Below are 16155 nucleotides of genomic sequence, written 5' to 3' on the forward strand. Positions count from 1 at the left end.
AAACGGCAATTGTTTCCGCAGCATGACATGCGCGGCGAAACGTTGTCAGGGGCCGGCGCGGTACCACGTGTCCTTTGCCAGCAACATCTCATGGTGGCCATGCCCGGATGGAATCATGGGGAAGCAGTTTTCGGCCCGCTCGACCACGACGTCCAGGAAGTACGGGGTGTCCGAGGACAGGCACTCGGCCAGCGCTGCCTCCAGTTCGCCAACATGTTCGACCCGCCTGGCGTTCCAGCCGAAGGCGCGCGCCAGCGCGACGAAATCGGGCATCGCCTCGGAGTAGCTGTGGCTGTAACGGGCCTCGTGGTGCAGCTCCTGCCACTGGCGGACCATGCCCATGCAGCCGTTGTTAGCCAGGACCACCTTCACCGGGCACTTGTGCTGCACGGCGGTCGCCAGCTCCTGGATGTTCATCAGGATCGACGCGTCGCCCGTAACGCACACAACCGTCTTATCCGGATGCGCGACCTGCGCGCCGATTGCGGCAGGCAAACCGTAGCCCATCGTGCCGGCGCCGCCCGAGGTCAGCCAGCGCCGCGGCTTGTCGAACCGGAGGTATTGCGCGGCCCACATCTGGTGCTGGCCCACGTCGGTCGAGACAATGGCGTCCTTGCCGCCAAGCTGGCCGGCCAGGCTTGCCATCAGTTGCTGGGGGATGATGGTTGGCGATGCCTTGTCGAAGGCCAGGCAGTTTTCGGCCCGCCATGCGGCGATCTGCTTCCACCAGTCTGCCGTGAGCGCATGGTCGATCGGCGCCGCGTCGAGTTTTTCGAGCAGCCCGGCCAGCACGGTATCGCAGTCGCCCGCCAGCCCCACATCCGCCTTCACCACCTTGTCGATCGAGCGCGGATCGATGTCGATGTGGATCACGCGGGCATGCGGACAGAAATCTGGCAGCTTGCCGGTAACGCGGTCGTCGAAGCGCGCGCCGACGCACACCACGAGGTCGGATTGGTGCATCGCCAGGTTCGCTTCGAGTGTGCCGTGCATGCCGAGCATACCCAGCCACAAGTCGCTGGACGCGGGGAATGCGCCAAGCCCCATCAGGGTCAGCGTGCAGGGGCCGCGCTTTCGCTGGACCAGCTCGGCAAACTTGAGGCAGGCGGCGTCGCCGGAATTGACCAGTCCCCCGCCGCCATAAAAGACCGGGCGGCGCGCATGCCTGATCAGGTCAGCCGCCGCATCGAGCGACGCGCTGGACAGTCTGCGTGAAGGCAAATCCGCGTACGGAGCAGGCGCCAGTGGGTTGACTACCTGCGCCGCCTGCAGGTCCTTGGGAACGTCGACCAGCACCGGGCCGGGCCTGCCGCGTGTCGCAATCCGGATCGCCGCCTGCACGGTTTGCGCGATCTGGCTGGCGTCGCGAACCTGCACATTCCATTTCGTGACCGTCCTGGATATGCCGAGGGCATCGCATTCCTGGAACGCGCTGGTGCCGATCGACCTGGTCGCCACCTGGCCGCTGATGCAAAGGATCGGGATGGAATCGCTGAGTGCATCGAGCAGGCCCGAGGTGGTATTGGCGATGCCCGGGCCGGAAGTGACGAACACGACGCCGAGTTTGCCGGTGCTGCGCGCATAGCCTTCGGCTGCATGCACGGCGGCCTGCTCGTGCCTGACCAGCACGTGGCGCAAGCGCGGCTCCTGCTGGAGCGCATCGTAGAGCGGCAATACCGCGCCGCCCGGGTAACCGAACACGGTGTCGACACCGGCTGCGATGAGGGTATGGAGAAGGACGCGCGCGCCCGTGGGCGAGGCGTCGGGATGGTCCAGCAACTGGTCAATGGAGTCAATTTTCATGCATAAATTTTATCCACGCGAGGGCTGAAAGTGCTTCATAATTTCAGCATATTCGCCCCTAGGACTGAAAAAATGACCGAAAATGAGCAGGAAATCGGAAAATCATTCGATATTTATGATCTGCACATCCTGCGCATCCTGCTGAAGGATTCGCGCACGCCCTTGCAGGAGATCAGCAAGGAAGTGGGACTGTCGACCACATCGTGCTGGAACCGGATCAAGAAGATGACCGATTCCGGCGCGATCCAGTCGTACACGGTGAAAGTCGACCTGGCGCGCATCGGCTACCAGGACACGGTCATCGTCCAGGTCACGCTGGAGAGCCACAGCGAGGAAACCTTGTACGAATTCGGCCGCGCGCTTGAGTCTATCCCGGAGGTGCTCGAAGCGCTGCTGATCTCGGGCGACTACGACTACTTCATCCGCATCGCCGTCAAGGACACGCGCGATTACGAGCGCTTGCTGCGCGAACGGCTTTACAAGATACCGGGCATCCGCCACAGCAAATCGAGCTTCGTCTTGCGCACTTTGAAGAAAGTGGAAACCCCGTTGGACTAGCCAGGCTTTCGTACTGCTGTGCCCCCCGGGCGATCAGGTCCATTCAAGCGAAAAAAAGGGCGCCGAAGCGCCCTTGTTGTTGATGCTGCCGGCTTAGTGCGTCAGCCGGTTCCAGCCATGGCGGATCGCGTCCTTGAACCTGTCCCAGGTCGACTCGCCAGCTGAGGCCTGGCGCGATTCCCAACCGCTGCGGACATCGTACTCGACGTCTTCCCATGGACGGCCGCGGTACATCATCGCCACTTCATGGCCATAGCTGTAGGCTGGCGCATAGTCGTCAAACGAATCGCCGGTGGCGCTGTAGGTGCGCTCCCAGTGGCTGACATAGTAGTCCTCATCCAGGTTCGGCCGGTCCGCGCCGAGCGGCGAGAAAACCCGCACCCCGCCGCGCCGCACTTCGCGGCGACTGGCCATGCCGCTGTCGCCGCTTGCGCTGGTGTCTTGCTGCAGCGATCCGCTCAGGCTTTCGCCGTGCGGGTTGCCGAAGCTGCCCACCGACAGTTCGCCGTTGGTCCCCATCGGTTCCTGGTAAGTCTGCCCCATGGGCCGCTCGTCGTTCAGCGACTGCTGCGCAAACAGGTTGCGGTCGCCCTCGAACTGCAGCGATGTCCCTTGTGAGCGCTGCATGGCGCCGGTGCTTCCCATGCGCATCGCGCCCGCACTCGGCGTCGAAGGAACACCCCACTCGGCTGCCTTCTCGTCGATGTCAACCGGGTTGAAGCGCTCGATGACGTCCGCTGCGCGTTCGACCGCCGTGTCGTCCAATGCGGAAACGGTCACCAGGTGGTGACCTTTGCTGATGGCGGTCGAGTACTTGTCTGAACGGAAGTCGTTATCGCTGCCGAACAAATCGCTGAAGAAGTGCTTGATGCTGGCGCCAATTCCTTCGTCTTCGGTCCGGTCGGCATCGGCATAGTCGCCGGTGGCGCTGGTGTCCTCGGACATGCGCACGTTTTCGCGGGAGAAGCCCGACAGCAGCAGTTCATCCATGGCGCCCTGGGCGTCGGCGCGGTTATCGAATACGGCAATCAAAGTATGTTGCATGATGAATCCTCCCATTGTTGAACACTTGAGCAGCAATGCCCGCAAGTCAATAGCGTTTACACAATTGAGAATAGCGCAATTCCCCGCACCTCCGCGCACCGTTGGGTTTCAGCTTTCCGGCGCCTGGCTGGCAGGATACGTGATGCTGCCGTCGGCAACATGCGCAAACGGTGTAAGCGCATGTTTCTTGCGCGCGCCCGGCCCGATGATGTGTTCCACCCGCACGCCGCGCAGCAGCAGCGCGTCGGCGACAAGCGAGCGGTGACAGCGCCAGGGCACGGCTTCGGCGCACATCAGCACACAGTTTTCCTGTCTTGCGGCGGCGGCCAGCCGCGCCACTTCATCCTGGAACGCGGTGCTCTGCATGTAATCGGCGTAGCCGCGGAACGAGGCGTTGCGCCAGCCCATGTTGGGCGAGTCTGGGCGCGCGCGGCGCAATCCTCCCAGCGCGGGAATATGGGTGTAGGCAATACCCGCCTGCCTCAGCGAGGCCGGCAGCAGTTCCTGCCCGAACTGCGGGTTGTGGCGCGAGCGCGGCACCGTCCTCACATCGAGCACCCGGGTGATGCCGTTTTGCAGCAGCAGATCTAAAAAGGTTTCCAGTGGACGGTTCGAATGACCGATCGTGCAGATGAGCGGAGCCACCGCGCCGCCGGCCAGGCGGACGGGCGCTGCGATGTTGATGGCGACCGGATCGCTGGCGGGAAAGCTCTCGCGCAGCGCTTCATCGAGTGCCTGCTCCATACGCTCATCGTTTGCCATTGATCTCCCTGCATTCGGGCCGGCTGGCGCCTTCATCGCATCCGGGTACGGAAACGCCGCCATGCTGCCGGCCCCGCGGCGGCGCCAGCTGGAAGCGATAACAATACCATCGCTGCCAGAATGGCGCTTTTCATATCAGGACACGAAGCCGACGGCACCGGCGCTTCGCCCGGTGCGTTGCGCAGCACCGCCCCTTGCAACGCCTCGTCGCCGAGGATGCTGGCCGCCGCTTTCGACTAGTCGCGGTTGGCGAACAGTGGCACGGCGCAAAGACCAGCGAACGTTCGGTTTTTTGTTGACGTCCAATATTGGATCACGGCACACGGAGCGGCGTTCCCGCCGCCAATTGGCAAGAACTGCGACTTAGCTAACGGAAGGAAATCCTGAACGAGTTCAAAATCCCAGCATACTGAACCAACGACGTGGAAGCGGGATGACGAAAGTACGCCTTACCTTTACAACCGAAGTACCGGCTTCTCCCGAAGAGGTCTGGTCGTGGTCGACCTCGATCAAGGGCATTCAGGCTGAAATGTGGCCTGTCCTGAAAATCACTTTCCCAAAAGGGCTGAACCATATCGACAAAGACACCGCTTTGGGAAAGCCGCTCTGCCGCTGCCACTTCCTGCTGCTCGGCATTTTTCCGATGGACATGTCCAAACTAACCTTTGTCGAACTCGGCCCGGGCTACCGCTTCGTCGAACAGTCGCCGCTGTTTTCAATGCGGATGTGGCGGCACGAGCGCGTCGTGACGCCGACGCGAAACGGCGCGCGGGTCACCGACAATCTTGAGTTTTCGCCGCGCTTCGCGTCGCCGCTGGTGGCGTGGTTCGTCAAGCAGTTCTTCGGCCATCGGCACGCGGTAATCGCGCGCCGCTTCGCCGGCACGGCAACCGCGGGCCTGCCTGGGCGGCACTCCTAGATCGCGGGGTCGTTCGGCACAATGATGTCGTCTACCGGGGAATCGGGGGCAACGTTCAAGGTGCGCAAGGTGTCCTGCGTCACCGCAGAGAACACCGGCGCGGCCACGCGCCCGCCGAAGTAGCCGCCCACGGTCGGCTCATCGACCATCACCGCGACGATGATGCGTGGCTCCGACACCGGTGCAAAGCCGACGAACGCCGACACATACCTGTTGGTGTAGCGGCCGTTGACCGGTTTGTGCGCAGTGCTGGTCTTGCCCGCCACGCGGTAGCCGGGCACCTGGGCGCGCGGCGCTGTGCCTGTGGGGCCAGTGGCCAGTTCCATCATCGTCCGCACAGCGCGCGCGGTCTGTTTTGAAATCACCGGCCGCGCACGCGCCCCGGACCTGGCCTTTAGCAAGGTAACCGGGATCATGTCGCCGTCGCGCGCGAACACCAGGTAAGACTGCGCCATTTGCATCAGCGACGTGGACATGCCGTGGCCGTAGCTGATGGTGGCCTGCTCAGGCTGTCCTGGTGGGCCAGCTCCATGCCGTCCTGGCCCGCGTCGTCGACACTGGTGAAGCCGACGATGTGCGTCGCCAGCTCGCCGTGAGGGTAATAGCGCTTGTATTCCTTGCGTGTATGGACGCCGGGGATGCCAAGCTTGACGACCTGGCCAACCTTTTCCATCCCGACCTGCCGCTTCAGGTACACGAAGCCGCGGCCGGTAGCGAGTTTTCCCGCCAGGTCGGCATCGCTGACATCGAGCAGGCGCGCCAGTTCGCGCAGCTTGTTTGCAGGTGCGCGCGCCGCCTCTTCCGGTATCGCCCACACCGCCTTTACCGGCAGCGATGAGGCCAGCACGTCGCCATTGCGGTCAAGGATGCGGCCGCGCGTGGCGGGCAGCTCCAGCGTGCGCGCGTAGCGGTAAGCGCCCTGCTCCTGCAGGAAATCGTTGGATACCGCCTGCAGCCAGGCCGCGCGGCCGGCCAGCAAGGCGAACATCGCGAACATGGAGAACAGCACCAGCCGCGAGCGCCAGGCCGGCAGCTGGGGCGCCAGCACCGGGTTGCTGCTAAATTGCAGGCCTTTGCCGCTGGTGCTGCGCACAGCAGCCATCAGGCCCTCTCGTCCGGCAGCGCTTCAAAGGCGCCGGTGCCGGCGTCCGGCACGGGCAGCGCGAGCGAGAAGCGGATCGCGAGCAGGCGCAGCGAAAACCCGACGGCGAGCGCAACGCCGGTGGCGAGGTCAGGGCCAACGCCGAAGTAAAGCAGGCCGACGTACAGCACCCCTGTCACCATCGAGACAGTGGCGTACAAGTCGCGCCGCAACACCAGCGGCACCTGGTTACACAGGATGTCGCGCAGCAGCCCCCCGAACACGCCGGTGATCATGCCCATCACCACCACCACGGCGACATGGGCGCCGGTGCCGGCCGCGATATTGCAGCCAATGACAGTGAACGCCACCAGGCCCAAGGCGTCAAGCAGCAGGAACGCGCGCTTCAGGTGATGCAGCGAGCCGGCCAGCAAGGCGGCAGCGACGGCGGCGGCGATGGTGAACAGCAGGTACTGCGGATGCGCCACCCAGCCCAGCGGATAGTGCCCAAGCAGCATGTCGCGGATGGAACCGCCGCCCAGTGCGGTAACTGTGCCGATCACCGAAACGCCGAACAGGTCCATCTGCCGCCGCGTTCCCATCAGGGCGCCGGATGCAGCCTCGGCGGCGATCGCAAGCGGGTAAATCATGTCGAGCAAGGTCATTGGGTCATCGGGCGGTTGCTGGGAACGCCTGCAATTCTGGACGACCGGCCTGCGACTTTGAATAAAATTAAGTATTCTTCGTCTATGCTTAATCTTTTTTAATCTTTGTCGATGAACCTGGACCCTAAACAAACCGACGCCTTCCAGGCGGTTGCCGAGTTGGGCAGCTTCGAACGCGCCGCGGACAAGCTGAGCCTGACGCCTTCGGCGGTATCGCAACGGGTGCGCGCGCTGGAGATCGCACTCGGCGCCGCGCTTGTCCTGCGCACGCGGCCATGCCGGGCAACGCAGATGGGCCAGCGGCTACTGCAATACCTGCGCCGCGCGCACCTGCTGAAAGTGGAACTGCAGGCCGACCTGCTCGACCAGGAAAGCGGCCCGCTGGCGGTGTCGGTGGCCCTCAACTCGGACAGCCTTGGCACCTGGTTCTTCCCGGCGCTGGCAGGCCTGCTGGTGAAGGACCAGATCCTGCTCGACCTGGTCGTCGAGGACCAGGACCACACCTACGCCCTGCTGAAGACGGGCATGGTGACCGGATGCGTCAGTACGGTTGCCCAGCCGATGCATGGTTGCAGTGCCGAGCCCCTTGGCGCGATGCGCTACCGCCTGATGGCCAGCCAGCCGTTCCAGCAGCGCTGGCTGCCTGGCGGGTTGACGCGCGAGGCGGCGCGGCTGGCCCCGGTGGCTGCCTACACGCGCAAGGATACGCTGCAGTCGAGCTTCCTGCTGACCCACCTGGGACTGCCGGAAGGCGCCTTTCCCTGCCATTACGTGCCCGGCATCGAGGCCCACTTCGCCGCAGTCCGCCATGGCATCGGCTATGGCATGGTGCCCGAATGGCTGCTCCCGCCAGCGGGCGGCAGCCACCCGCCGCTGGTCGACCTGGCGCCCGGACATCCCACCGACGTCGCGCTCTACTGGCACGCGTGGAAGCTGCAATCGCCGCGCATGGAACGCCTGTCGAGGCAGATCGTCGACGCGGCGCGCGCCAGCCTCAGGCAGGGCACGAGCTAGTCAGAACTCGCCGGCCGCGCCCCTGTCGAGCATCTTTTGCAAGGTCGCGCGGATCCGTTGCAAGGTCGCGCCGAGGTCGGGCGGCAGCTTGCGCCCCATCTTGATCAGCATGTCCATGTTCATGGTGTAGATCCAGTAGCCGTCGTCCTGCTCGACCACCGAGATCCGGCACGGCAGAAATGCCGCCATGGCCGGGCTGAACCGGACCATCTGCTGGGCCGCCGCCGGATCGCAGTAGGAATACACCTTGAGGAATTTCTCGGGTTTTCCGGTGCGCAGTTCAATCTCTTTTGAAATCGGCATGTCGCCGGCGGCGCGGATATTGTCTTCGGCAGCAACGCTGGCAAAGGCCTCCTCGATCTCGGCGATGGTCACGCCGGGCCTGACCTTGCGCGACCAGGTGGTGGCGGCGGCGATATCGCCGTCCGAGTCGACCCACGCCGACACCATCCGCCCCGCCTCGGCTGCGGCGCCGGGCTGCGTGTTGGCGGCCGTGCGCACGGTGCCGCATCCCGCTGCCAGCAGGCTCGCCGCCAATACGGCCACCGCGCCACCCATCCGTACCACCTTATGCATTCCACGCCCCCGTCATCGTTGTTGAGCCCGGCCGTCGGCCGAACGGGGAGGATAGTGGCTGCGCGCCGCCAACGCAAGCCCGGCGTTGCGTGCGGGCCGCCTCAGGCGCCAGCGCGCGGCAGCGACAAGGTGACCGCGAGGCCGCCGCCGGCGTTGTGGGCAAACGCCAGCGTGCCGCCGAAGCGCTCGGCGATGGCGGCCACGATCGACAAGCCCAGGCCGCTGCCCCTGCCGCTCTGGCGGCGCCAGAAGCGTTGCGTCGCCAGCGCGTGTTCCTGGTCCGGCAAGCCGGGACCGGCGTCGCTGACGCAAAAGTCCACCGCGCCGGGCCGGCACACGACCGCCAGCGACACGCTGCCCGGCCCGGGCGAATGGCGCAGCGCGTTGTCGAGCAGGTTGCGCAGCGCCGTCACCGCCAGCGCGTGCGGCACCGCCAGCTCGACCTCGTCGCAGCCTGGATTGGTGTCGATCCGCACCCCGCCGCCCGGCGCCGCATCGCGCGCGGCCAGCCGGCCGATTTCGTTGGCGCAGGCGCGGCTGCCATCCTCCCACGAAAAGGCGCCTTCGACTTTTGCCAGTGTCAGCAGCTGCGACAGCGTGTGGTGCATCCGCCCCACGCCTTCTTCGGCAAAGTCCAGCGCCTGCTGCGCATCGGCGCCGCGGGTGATGCGCGCCACCTGCAGGTGGGTCTTGATGGCGGTCAGCGGGGTGCGCAACTCGTGCGCGGCGTCGCTGGTAAAGCGGCGCTCGCGGCCGATCACCGTGCCGACCCGCACCAGCAGCGCGTTGAGGGTGTCGACGAAGGGCCGCAAGTCGCGCGCCACCCTGACCCCGGCGATCGGCGCCAGCGTGTCGGGGCTGCGCCGTTCGAGCACCTGGCGCAGCCGCTCCAGTGGCGACAGCCCGCTGCCCACGCCAAACCACAGCACCAGCAGGCTGCCGCCCAGCGCGACGGCGAACGGCACCACGGCCGCGGCCATCACGTCGTCCAGCAGGGCGTCGCGTTCGGCCATGCGGTCGGCGGTGGTCACGCGCAGGCCGTGCGCCTCGACCGTATAGGTGCGCCACTTCAGGCCGCGCACCTCGCGCTCGGCGTACCCCAGCGGTGCGGCGTCGATCGCGGCCGAACTGGCCCCTGGCGTGCGCGCCACCACTTCGCCGCGCAGCGACACCTGGCACATGATGCCGGTGGGCGGTCCCGGCACCGGCATCGTGGTGGCCACCCGTCCCGGCGTGCCGGCCCAGGCCGCGGGGTTCTGCGACATCAGCCCGGCCACCATGTTGGCCGACATCGCCAGGCGCCGGTCCAGCGTGCTCTTCATCTCTTCCTCGACGCCCTTCAGCATCCATACCGAGACGGCGCCCCACAGCAGCAGCATCGACACGCCGATCATCAACAGCAGGCGCAGGCGCAGCGTCACAGCCCGGCGCTCCCGAAACGGTAGCCCATGCCGCGCACGGTTTCCACCAGCCCCGGGCCGAGCTTGCGGCGCAGGTGATGGATATGCACGCTCAGCGCATTGCTCTCGATTTCCTCGCTGAAGTCGTACAGGCGGTCCTTGAGCTGCGCCGCGCTCAGCACCCTGCCGCGCGCATGGAGCAGTGCCGCCAGCAGTGCAAATTCGCGGCGCGACAGCGACACTGGCTTGCCGTCGAGGGTGACCTCGCCGCCGGCCGGGTCGAGGCACAGCGGCCCCGCGACGATCAGGTCGACGCTGCGCCCGCCCACGCGCCGCGCCAGCGCATGCAGGCGCGCGATCAGCTCGCCGAGGTCGAAGGGCTTGAGCAGGTAGTCGTCGGCACCCGCGCGCAGCAGCGCGACCCGGTCTTCCACCGTATCGCGCGCGCTAAGCACCAGCACCGGTACGGAGAAGCCCCTGGCGCGGATACGCGCCAGCAGGCTGGCGCCGTCCTCGTCGGGCAGGCCGAGGTCGAGGATGACGATGTCGCAATGTAGGTTGGCAATAGCAGAAGCCCCCTGCGATGCGGTCGACACCGCATCGGCGATCAGGCCGTGCGCGCGCAGCCCCGCCAGGATGCCGTGGGCAATCAGTTCATCGTCTTCAATCAGCAATACCCGCATGGCGCCTCCTCGTGCGCAGTATGGTGCATTGGAATTATGCCAGCGTTAACGCGCGCTTAACCGGCATGGTCCAGCATGCTTGTTTTTCCTTACCAAACCGGCACCATGAATACCTTCAATCTCGGACCGTTCAGCATCCAGGGCGTCCACCTGCTCATGCTGCTCAGCCTCCTGACCGCCGCGATCGTCGGCCAGGTGGCTGGCTGGCGCAAAAAAACCAGCATCGCCCCGCTGCTCACCGACATGCTGCTGGTCGGCATGGTAACCGGGCGCGTGGCCTTCGTCGCCGTCTGGTTCGACCAGTACCGCAAGGCGCCGCTGACCATGCTCGACATCCGCGACGGCGGCTTCCTGGCCTGGGCGGCCCTTGGGTCGGCGCTGGCGTACGGCGCCTTCCGGGCCAAGCGCGAGCCTGCGCTGCGCAACCCGCTCGCGGCCGGCGTGCTGGCGGGCGCGCTGGCGTGGTTCATGTCGGGTGCGCCGGCGCTGACACAGGTCCAGCACGGCAAATCGATCCCGGCAGTGACCCTCACCACGCTCGACGGCGCCGCTGTCGCCTTGCCCGAGCTGGCGCGCGGCCGTCCTGCCGTGATCAACCTGTGGGCCACATGGTGCCCGCCGTGCATCCGCGAGATGCCGGTGCTGGCCGCCGCCCAGCAGCGCGACATGGGCATCAGCTTCGTGTTTACCAACCAGGGCGAATCGGCCGGCACGGTTTCGCAGTTCCTGCGCACCCATGGCCTCAAGCTCGATAACGTCCTGCTCGACCCGCAATCGGCCACCGCGCGCGCGGTCGGTTCGTCGGGCATGCCCACCACCCTGTTCTTCGACGCCGCCGGCCAGCTGGTCGACGCCCACCTCGGCGCCGTCTCCGACGCCTCGCTGGCCGAAAAGCTGGCCAAGATCCGCACCACCGCTTCACCACCCAAAGGAGACACCAGATAATGAATTTTGCAACTGCCCCCCGCGCCGCGCTCGCCTGCGCCCTGCTCCCCCTTGCCGCGCCGCTGGCGGCCGCCGACCTGCCCGCCGCCGTGAAGGCGCTGCAACAAGAAGGCGTCGAGATTGTCGCGCCGTTCAAGGCCGCCGGCGGGCTTGCTGCCTATGCGGCGATGGCCGGCAAGCGCCCGGTGGCAATCTACATGACGCCGGACGGCAAACACGCGATCCTCGGCACCATGGTGGGCGCGCACGGCGAAGACATGAGCAAGCCGCAACTCGACAAGCTGGTCGGCAAGCCGCTGGCGGCAAAAACCTGGAAAGAGCTGGCTGCCAGCGCCTGGATCGCCGACGGCAGCGCCAAGGCGGCGCGGGTAGTCTATGTGTTTACCGATCCAAACTGCCCGTACTGCAACAAGTTCTGGAAGGACGCCCGCCCGTGGATCGACAGTGGCAAGGTCCAGCTGCGCCACATCATGGTCGGCATCCTGGGGCCGACCAGCCCCGGCAAGGCGGCCGCGCTGCTGTCGGCCAGGGATCCGGCGGCGGCGCTGCACGCGCACGAATCGCGCAAGCGCGAGGCAAGCGCGCTTGCCTCCGTGCCGGCGCGCGCCGCTGCCCAGCTACAGGGCAACCACACCCTGATGCAGCAGATGGAGCTGGGCGCCACCCCGGCCATCATGTACCTCGACAGCGCGGGCCTGCTGCACATTGAACAAGGCGCCCCGCAGCCGGCCAGGCTGGCCCAGATCCTCGGGCCGCGCTAGGCGCTCAAGCGGCCAGCGCCAGGCGCTGCGCCGGCCGAGCCATGCGCGCCGGCGCAGCGGCCGGCGCAGCAGCGGACGAGGCCAGCTTGAACTGGGCCACCGCGGCGGCCAGGCGCTCGGCCTGTTCCTGCATGCTCTGGGCCGCGGCTGCGGCTTCCTCGACCAGCGCGGCGTTCTGCTGGGTGACTTCGTCCATCTGCGTGATCGCCAGGTTGATCTGCTCGATCCCCGCGCTCTGTTCCTGGCTGGCGGCGGCGATTTCGTCGAGGATGCTGGTGACCGCCTGCACCGAGGTGACGATCTGCTGCATCGTGGCGCCCGCCTCGTCGACCAGCGCGCTGCCGGCGTCGACCCGGCTGACCGAGTCGCCGATCAGTTCCTTGATTTCCTTTGCCGCCGCCGCCGAACGCTGGGCCAGGGTGCGCACTTCGCCGGCCACCACCGCAAAGCCACGGCCCTGTTCGCCCGCGCGGGCCGCTTCCACGGCCGCGTTCAGGGCCAGGATATTGGTCTGGAACGCAATGCCGTCAATGACGCTGATGATCTCGACGATCTTGCGCGAGCCGTCCTTGATCGAGGCCATCGTCTCGACCACGCGGCCGACCACCGCGCCGCCCTGGATGGCGATGTCGGCGGCGCTCTTGCCGAACTGCTTGGCCTGCTGGGCGTTATCGGCGTTCTGGTGGACGGTGCTGGTCATTTCTTCCATCGAGCTGGCGGTTTCTTCCAGGCTGGCCGCCTGCTCCTCGGTGCGGGCCGACAGGTCGGCATTGCCCACCGAGATCTCGCGCGCGCCCACATTGACGCTCTGCGCCGCCTGCTGCACATCGTGCAGGGTCTGGCTCAGGCGCACCCGCATCGCATCCATCGAGTACAGCAGGCTGGTCGCGTCGTTGCCGTGCAGTTCGACCGGCACCGAAAAGTCGCCTTCGGCGATGCCGTGGGCAATCCGGGCCGCATAGTCAGGCTCGCCGCCAAGCTGCTTCATCACATTGGTGATCAGCCAGCCCATCAGCGCGGCGCCGGACACCAGCGCCAGCACCGCGAGGGTCAGGCTGACCGTCACCATCTTGCTGGTAAACGCCTCCATTTCGGCGCGGGTCACCGCCACCGCCTCATTCTTGGCCTTCGAGAATTTGGTCAGGCGCTCGCGGATCTGGCGCCATACCGGCGTTTCGTCCGCGGCGATCATGGCGATCGCGCTCGCCTGGTCGGTGGCCGCCAGCGCAACGATCCGGGCCTGGATCGGCTGCTGCTTCGCGCGCAGAGCGATGATCTCCCTGAACGAGGCGAGTTCCGCCGGGCTGTTAGCCAGCAGTTCGATGGCGCGCTCCTGCTGGCGGCCGAATTCCGCGGCCGCGTCGTCGAGGTTCTTGTAGGCGGTGCGGTTGGCCGGGTCCATCACCACATTGCGCAGCGCCTGGCCCATTTGCAGGCCCTGCGCATACATCGTGGTCGCGGTCTGGAGTTCGGCCTGGTCCTGGTTGATGAACTGTTCGAATTTATCCTTGGCGCTGAAGGTCGCCACCAGCGCGGCGGACAGCGCCAGCAGGAAAAGGCCGAAGCAGAGCGCCACGGTCAGGCATAGTTTGGTTTTAAGTTTCACTGCAAATGCTCCAAAAATGAGTTGCCACAGAGAAATTTAATTATCGCTCCGTGCGCATATAATTGCTATTGCGAAATACTGAAATCCATCCCGATGTGGCGTCCGTTCCACATGGCGAGTCCGCAAGTGATGTCACTTCGCCATTTGCGTCATGCGTGCTGCATTGACGATCACGCTCAGGCTGCTTGCCAGCATGGCGGCCGCCGCTGCGGCCGGGGGCACGCTGCCCGCCGCAGCCAGTCCCAATATCGCGATGTTGTAGACGACTGAAAACGCCAGGTTCTGGCGCACGATCCGCAGGGTGCGGCGCGCATGGCGCCAGGCCTGCACCACCGTATCGATGCCGCCGCTGGCGATCACCACGCCGGCGGTGGCCACCGCCGCCGTCGCCGCCCCGCGCACCGCGATGCCACAGTCGGCGGCAGCCAGCGCCAGCGCATCGTTGATGCCGTCGCCGACAAACACCACCGGCCCATGGGCGGCGCGCACGATGGCTTCCTTATCCTGCGGCAGGCAGGCCGCATGCACCTGCGCTGGCGCCATCCCGACCGCGCGCGCCACGTCCAGCGCGGGCGCGTCGGCGTCGCCGGTAACCAGCAGCGCCTGCAGGCCGGCGCGGCGCAGCGTGGCCAGGGCCTGCGCCGCTTCCGGCCTGGGCGCGTCCTGCAGCTGCAGCGCACCGGCCCACTGGCCATTGCGCGCCACCTCGATCCAGGTGCCAGCCCCCTCGTGCGGCGCCGCTGCGGTGGCCACGCCATTGGCAGCCAGCCAGCCGCGGGTACCGGCCAGCACACACTCGGCGCCGTCGCTGCTGGTCCAGCGGGTTCCCTGCGCGTGCCGTTCGGCGCTGCCGGGCGGCGCATCCCCGGGCGGGGCCGCGGCGCCGATGGCGCTGGCGACCGGGTGGGCGATGCCCGCTTCGGCCGCGGCGGCCCAGCGCAGCACATCGCCGGCGCTGGCGCTGCCGGCGGCGGTGACGCCCGCCACCGTCAAGCGGCCGGCAGTCAGGGTGCCGGTCTTGTCGAAATAGATTTCCCTGGCGCGGGCCAGCGCCTCCATCGAGGCGGGGTCGCGAAACAGCACGCCGTGCCTGGCCGCGGTGGCCGCCGACGCGGCATACGCCAGCGGCAGCGCCAGCCCCACTGCGCACGGGCAGGCCGCCACCAGCACCGACAGCGCGCGCTGCAGCGACGCCGCAAATTCCCCGCTATGCCACCACGCCGCCGTGAAAGTAAGCGCCGTCAGGGCAAGCGCGAACGGTATCAGCAAGCGCGCGAAGCGTTCGGCCTGCAGCGCCACCGCGCTCTTGGCGCCGAATACTTCAAGCATGCGCGCGCCGATCCGGTCGATGAAGCGGCTGCCGTAGGGCTGGACCACGCGCACCGTCAGGGCGCATGACAGGTTGATGCAGCCGGCTTGCACCGCATCGCCCGGACCCACCGGGGCCGGCGCCGATTCGCCGTTGACCAGCGCACGGTCGAGGGTGCTCTCGCCATCGACCACGGCGCCATCGACGGGGACGCGTTCGCCGGCATGGACCCGCACCAGCTGGCCGGCTGCCACCGCGGATGCCGGCACCTCGCGCCAGCCCCCTTCACCGCCGGCCACCCGCGCCATTTCGGGCACGGCCTGGCGCAAGGCGTGGATGGCCACCGAATTGCGCCGCCGCGCATACAGTTCGATCAGGCGTCCGCACAGCAGGAAGATGACCAGCATGCTGGCCGTGTCGACATAAATATCGCTGCCGCCCTGCGCCACGCTCCACCCCGACAGCAGCATCGAGGCGATCACCCCGAGCGACACCAGCGCATCCATGCCCGGCACGCCGGCTTGCAGCGTGCGCCAGCCCGCGCGGTAGAACTGCCATGCCGGCCAGCTCACCGCAGGCAGCGCGGCGACGATGGTGGCCAGCGCGATGGTCCAGCCGGCGGGGCTGGCCGCCAGCGCGCTGTCGGTATACAAGGCCAGCGAGCCAAGCATGCTCCACATGCCGAAGAAGACGGCAACTGCCAGCCGCATCCATGCTGCGCTGGCCTGCGCTTCGATGCGCCGGTCCATGTCGTCGGCCTCGATCAGTGGCACGATGCGGTAGCCGAGCTTTTCGACCCGCGCCAGCAGCACGTCCAGTTCAAACGCGCCCGGCTCCCACTTGATCAGTGCAGAACCGCCGGCAAAGGTGGTGCTGGCCCAGGTCACCCCGGGCACGCGCGCGATGATCCGTTCTACCGCCAGCGCGCAGCTGTTGCACCACATGCCCTCGATGGTCACGACCATGCGCCCGGCGCGCTGCAGGGCCGCGCGGTCGATACCGTCGAAGCTGGCGGCCCCGCTCATTGCG

At 66.8% G+C, this 16155-nt stretch carries 16 protein-coding genes and 1 pseudogene; 5 read left to right on the forward strand and 12 right to left on the reverse strand.

What is annotated here, in order from left to right; translation table 11 throughout:
• Positions 1-45 precede the first annotated feature (45 nt).
• Positions 46-1803, reverse strand: a complete 1758-nt coding sequence (gene ilvB, locus LMJ30_RS08415; protein ID WP_229431895.1) for a biosynthetic-type acetolactate synthase large subunit — start codon at positions 1801-1803, stop codon at positions 46-48.
• 72 nt (positions 1804-1875) lie between these two features.
• Here ilvB and LMJ30_RS08420 point away from each other — a divergent pair, with 72 nt between their 5' ends.
• Positions 1876-2361, forward strand: a complete 486-nt coding sequence (locus tag LMJ30_RS08420; RefSeq protein WP_229431896.1) for an Lrp/AsnC family transcriptional regulator — start codon at positions 1876-1878, stop codon at positions 2359-2361.
• Between the two features lie 93 nt (positions 2362-2454).
• Here LMJ30_RS08420 and LMJ30_RS08425 read toward each other — a convergent pair whose 3' ends face one another.
• The 3 genes and pseudogenes from LMJ30_RS08425 to LMJ30_RS08435 form a co-directional block, all read right to left on the reverse strand.
• A complete protein-coding gene (locus LMJ30_RS08425; protein ID WP_229431897.1) occupies positions 2455-3405 on the reverse strand; it encodes a general stress protein in 951 nt (316 codons plus the stop codon).
• Between the two features lie 108 nt (positions 3406-3513).
• Positions 3514-4167: a DUF488 domain-containing protein gene (locus tag LMJ30_RS08430; protein ID WP_229431898.1), complete on the reverse strand. Its 654-nt coding sequence runs from the start codon at positions 4165-4167 to the stop codon at positions 3514-3516.
• Between the two features lie 146 nt (positions 4168-4313).
• Positions 4314-4445: pseudogene (locus tag LMJ30_RS08435) on the reverse strand (ferritin-like domain-containing protein); the annotation flags it as partial.
• Positions 4446-4600: 155 nt separating this feature from the next.
• Between LMJ30_RS08435 and LMJ30_RS08440 the strand changes: the two are divergent.
• Positions 4601-5086: an Rv1443c family protein gene (locus LMJ30_RS08440; RefSeq protein WP_229431899.1), complete on the forward strand. Its 486-nt coding sequence runs from the start codon at positions 4601-4603 to the stop codon at positions 5084-5086.
• On the opposite strand, the gene LMJ30_RS21920 is transcribed toward LMJ30_RS08440, so the two are convergent.
• The 3 genes from LMJ30_RS21920 to LMJ30_RS08450 are packed head-to-tail and all read right to left on the reverse strand — an operon-like array spanning position 5083 to position 6832.
• A complete protein-coding gene (locus tag LMJ30_RS21920) occupies positions 5083-5562 on the reverse strand; it encodes a penicillin-binding transpeptidase domain-containing protein (protein WP_443094040.1) in 480 nt (159 codons plus the stop codon). The two genes, LMJ30_RS08440 and LMJ30_RS21920, sit on opposite strands and share 4 nt — an antisense overlap.
• Positions 5547-6188: a penicillin-binding protein 2 gene (locus LMJ30_RS21925; protein ID WP_443094041.1), complete on the reverse strand. Its 642-nt coding sequence runs from the start codon at positions 6186-6188 to the stop codon at positions 5547-5549. Before LMJ30_RS21925 ends, LMJ30_RS21920 begins: the two co-directional genes overlap by 16 nt.
• Positions 6188-6832, reverse strand: a complete 645-nt coding sequence (locus tag LMJ30_RS08450; protein ID WP_229431900.1) for a trimeric intracellular cation channel family protein — start codon at positions 6830-6832, stop codon at positions 6188-6190. Before LMJ30_RS08450 ends, LMJ30_RS21925 begins: the two co-directional genes overlap by 1 nt.
• Before the next feature lie 111 nt (positions 6833-6943).
• On the opposite strand from LMJ30_RS08450, the gene LMJ30_RS08455 reads away from it, so the two are divergent.
• Positions 6944-7846, forward strand: coding sequence for an HTH-type transcriptional regulator ArgP (locus tag LMJ30_RS08455; protein ID WP_229431901.1), 903 nt, complete (start codon positions 6944-6946; stop codon positions 7844-7846).
• Here the strand turns inward: LMJ30_RS08455 and LMJ30_RS08460 are convergent, their stop codons facing one another.
• The 3 genes from LMJ30_RS08460 to LMJ30_RS08470 form a co-directional block, all read right to left on the reverse strand.
• Positions 7847-8422 (reverse strand): DUF302 domain-containing protein, encoded by a 576-nt coding sequence (locus LMJ30_RS08460; RefSeq protein ID WP_229431902.1) that lies wholly within the window; start codon positions 8420-8422, stop codon positions 7847-7849.
• Between the two features lie 101 nt (positions 8423-8523).
• A complete protein-coding gene (locus LMJ30_RS08465; protein ID WP_229431903.1) occupies positions 8524-9843 on the reverse strand; it encodes an ATP-binding protein in 1320 nt (439 codons plus the stop codon).
• Positions 9840-10505, reverse strand: a complete 666-nt coding sequence (locus tag LMJ30_RS08470; RefSeq protein WP_229431904.1) for a response regulator — start codon at positions 10503-10505, stop codon at positions 9840-9842. Before LMJ30_RS08470 ends, LMJ30_RS08465 begins: the two co-directional genes overlap by 4 nt.
• Positions 10506-10610: 105 nt before the next feature.
• Between LMJ30_RS08470 and LMJ30_RS08475 the strand changes: the two genes are divergently transcribed.
• Positions 10611-11450, forward strand: coding sequence for a TlpA family protein disulfide reductase (locus LMJ30_RS08475; RefSeq protein ID WP_229431905.1), 840 nt, complete (start codon positions 10611-10613; stop codon positions 11448-11450).
• Entirely contained in the window at positions 11450-12211 is a 762-nt protein-coding gene (gene dsbG, locus LMJ30_RS08480; RefSeq protein WP_229431906.1) for a thiol:disulfide interchange protein DsbG, read from the forward strand. The genes LMJ30_RS08475 and dsbG overlap by 1 nt, the downstream gene beginning before the upstream one ends.
• A gap of 4 nt (positions 12212-12215) precedes the next feature.
• Here the strand turns inward: dsbG and LMJ30_RS08485 are convergent, their stop codons facing one another.
• A complete protein-coding gene (locus tag LMJ30_RS08485) occupies positions 12216-13817 on the reverse strand; it encodes a methyl-accepting chemotaxis protein (protein WP_229431907.1) in 1602 nt (533 codons plus the stop codon).
• Between the two features lie 132 nt (positions 13818-13949).
• Positions 13950-16151 (reverse strand): heavy metal translocating P-type ATPase, encoded by a 2202-nt coding sequence (locus tag LMJ30_RS08490; RefSeq protein ID WP_229431908.1) that lies wholly within the window; start codon positions 16149-16151, stop codon positions 13950-13952.
• Between the last annotated feature and the right edge of the window lie 4 nt (positions 16152-16155).

It is taken from the genome of Massilia agrisoli, from assembly GCF_020831365.1.
Classification (GTDB): Bacteria; Pseudomonadota; Gammaproteobacteria; order Burkholderiales; family Burkholderiaceae_D; genus Telluria_A; species Telluria_A agrisoli.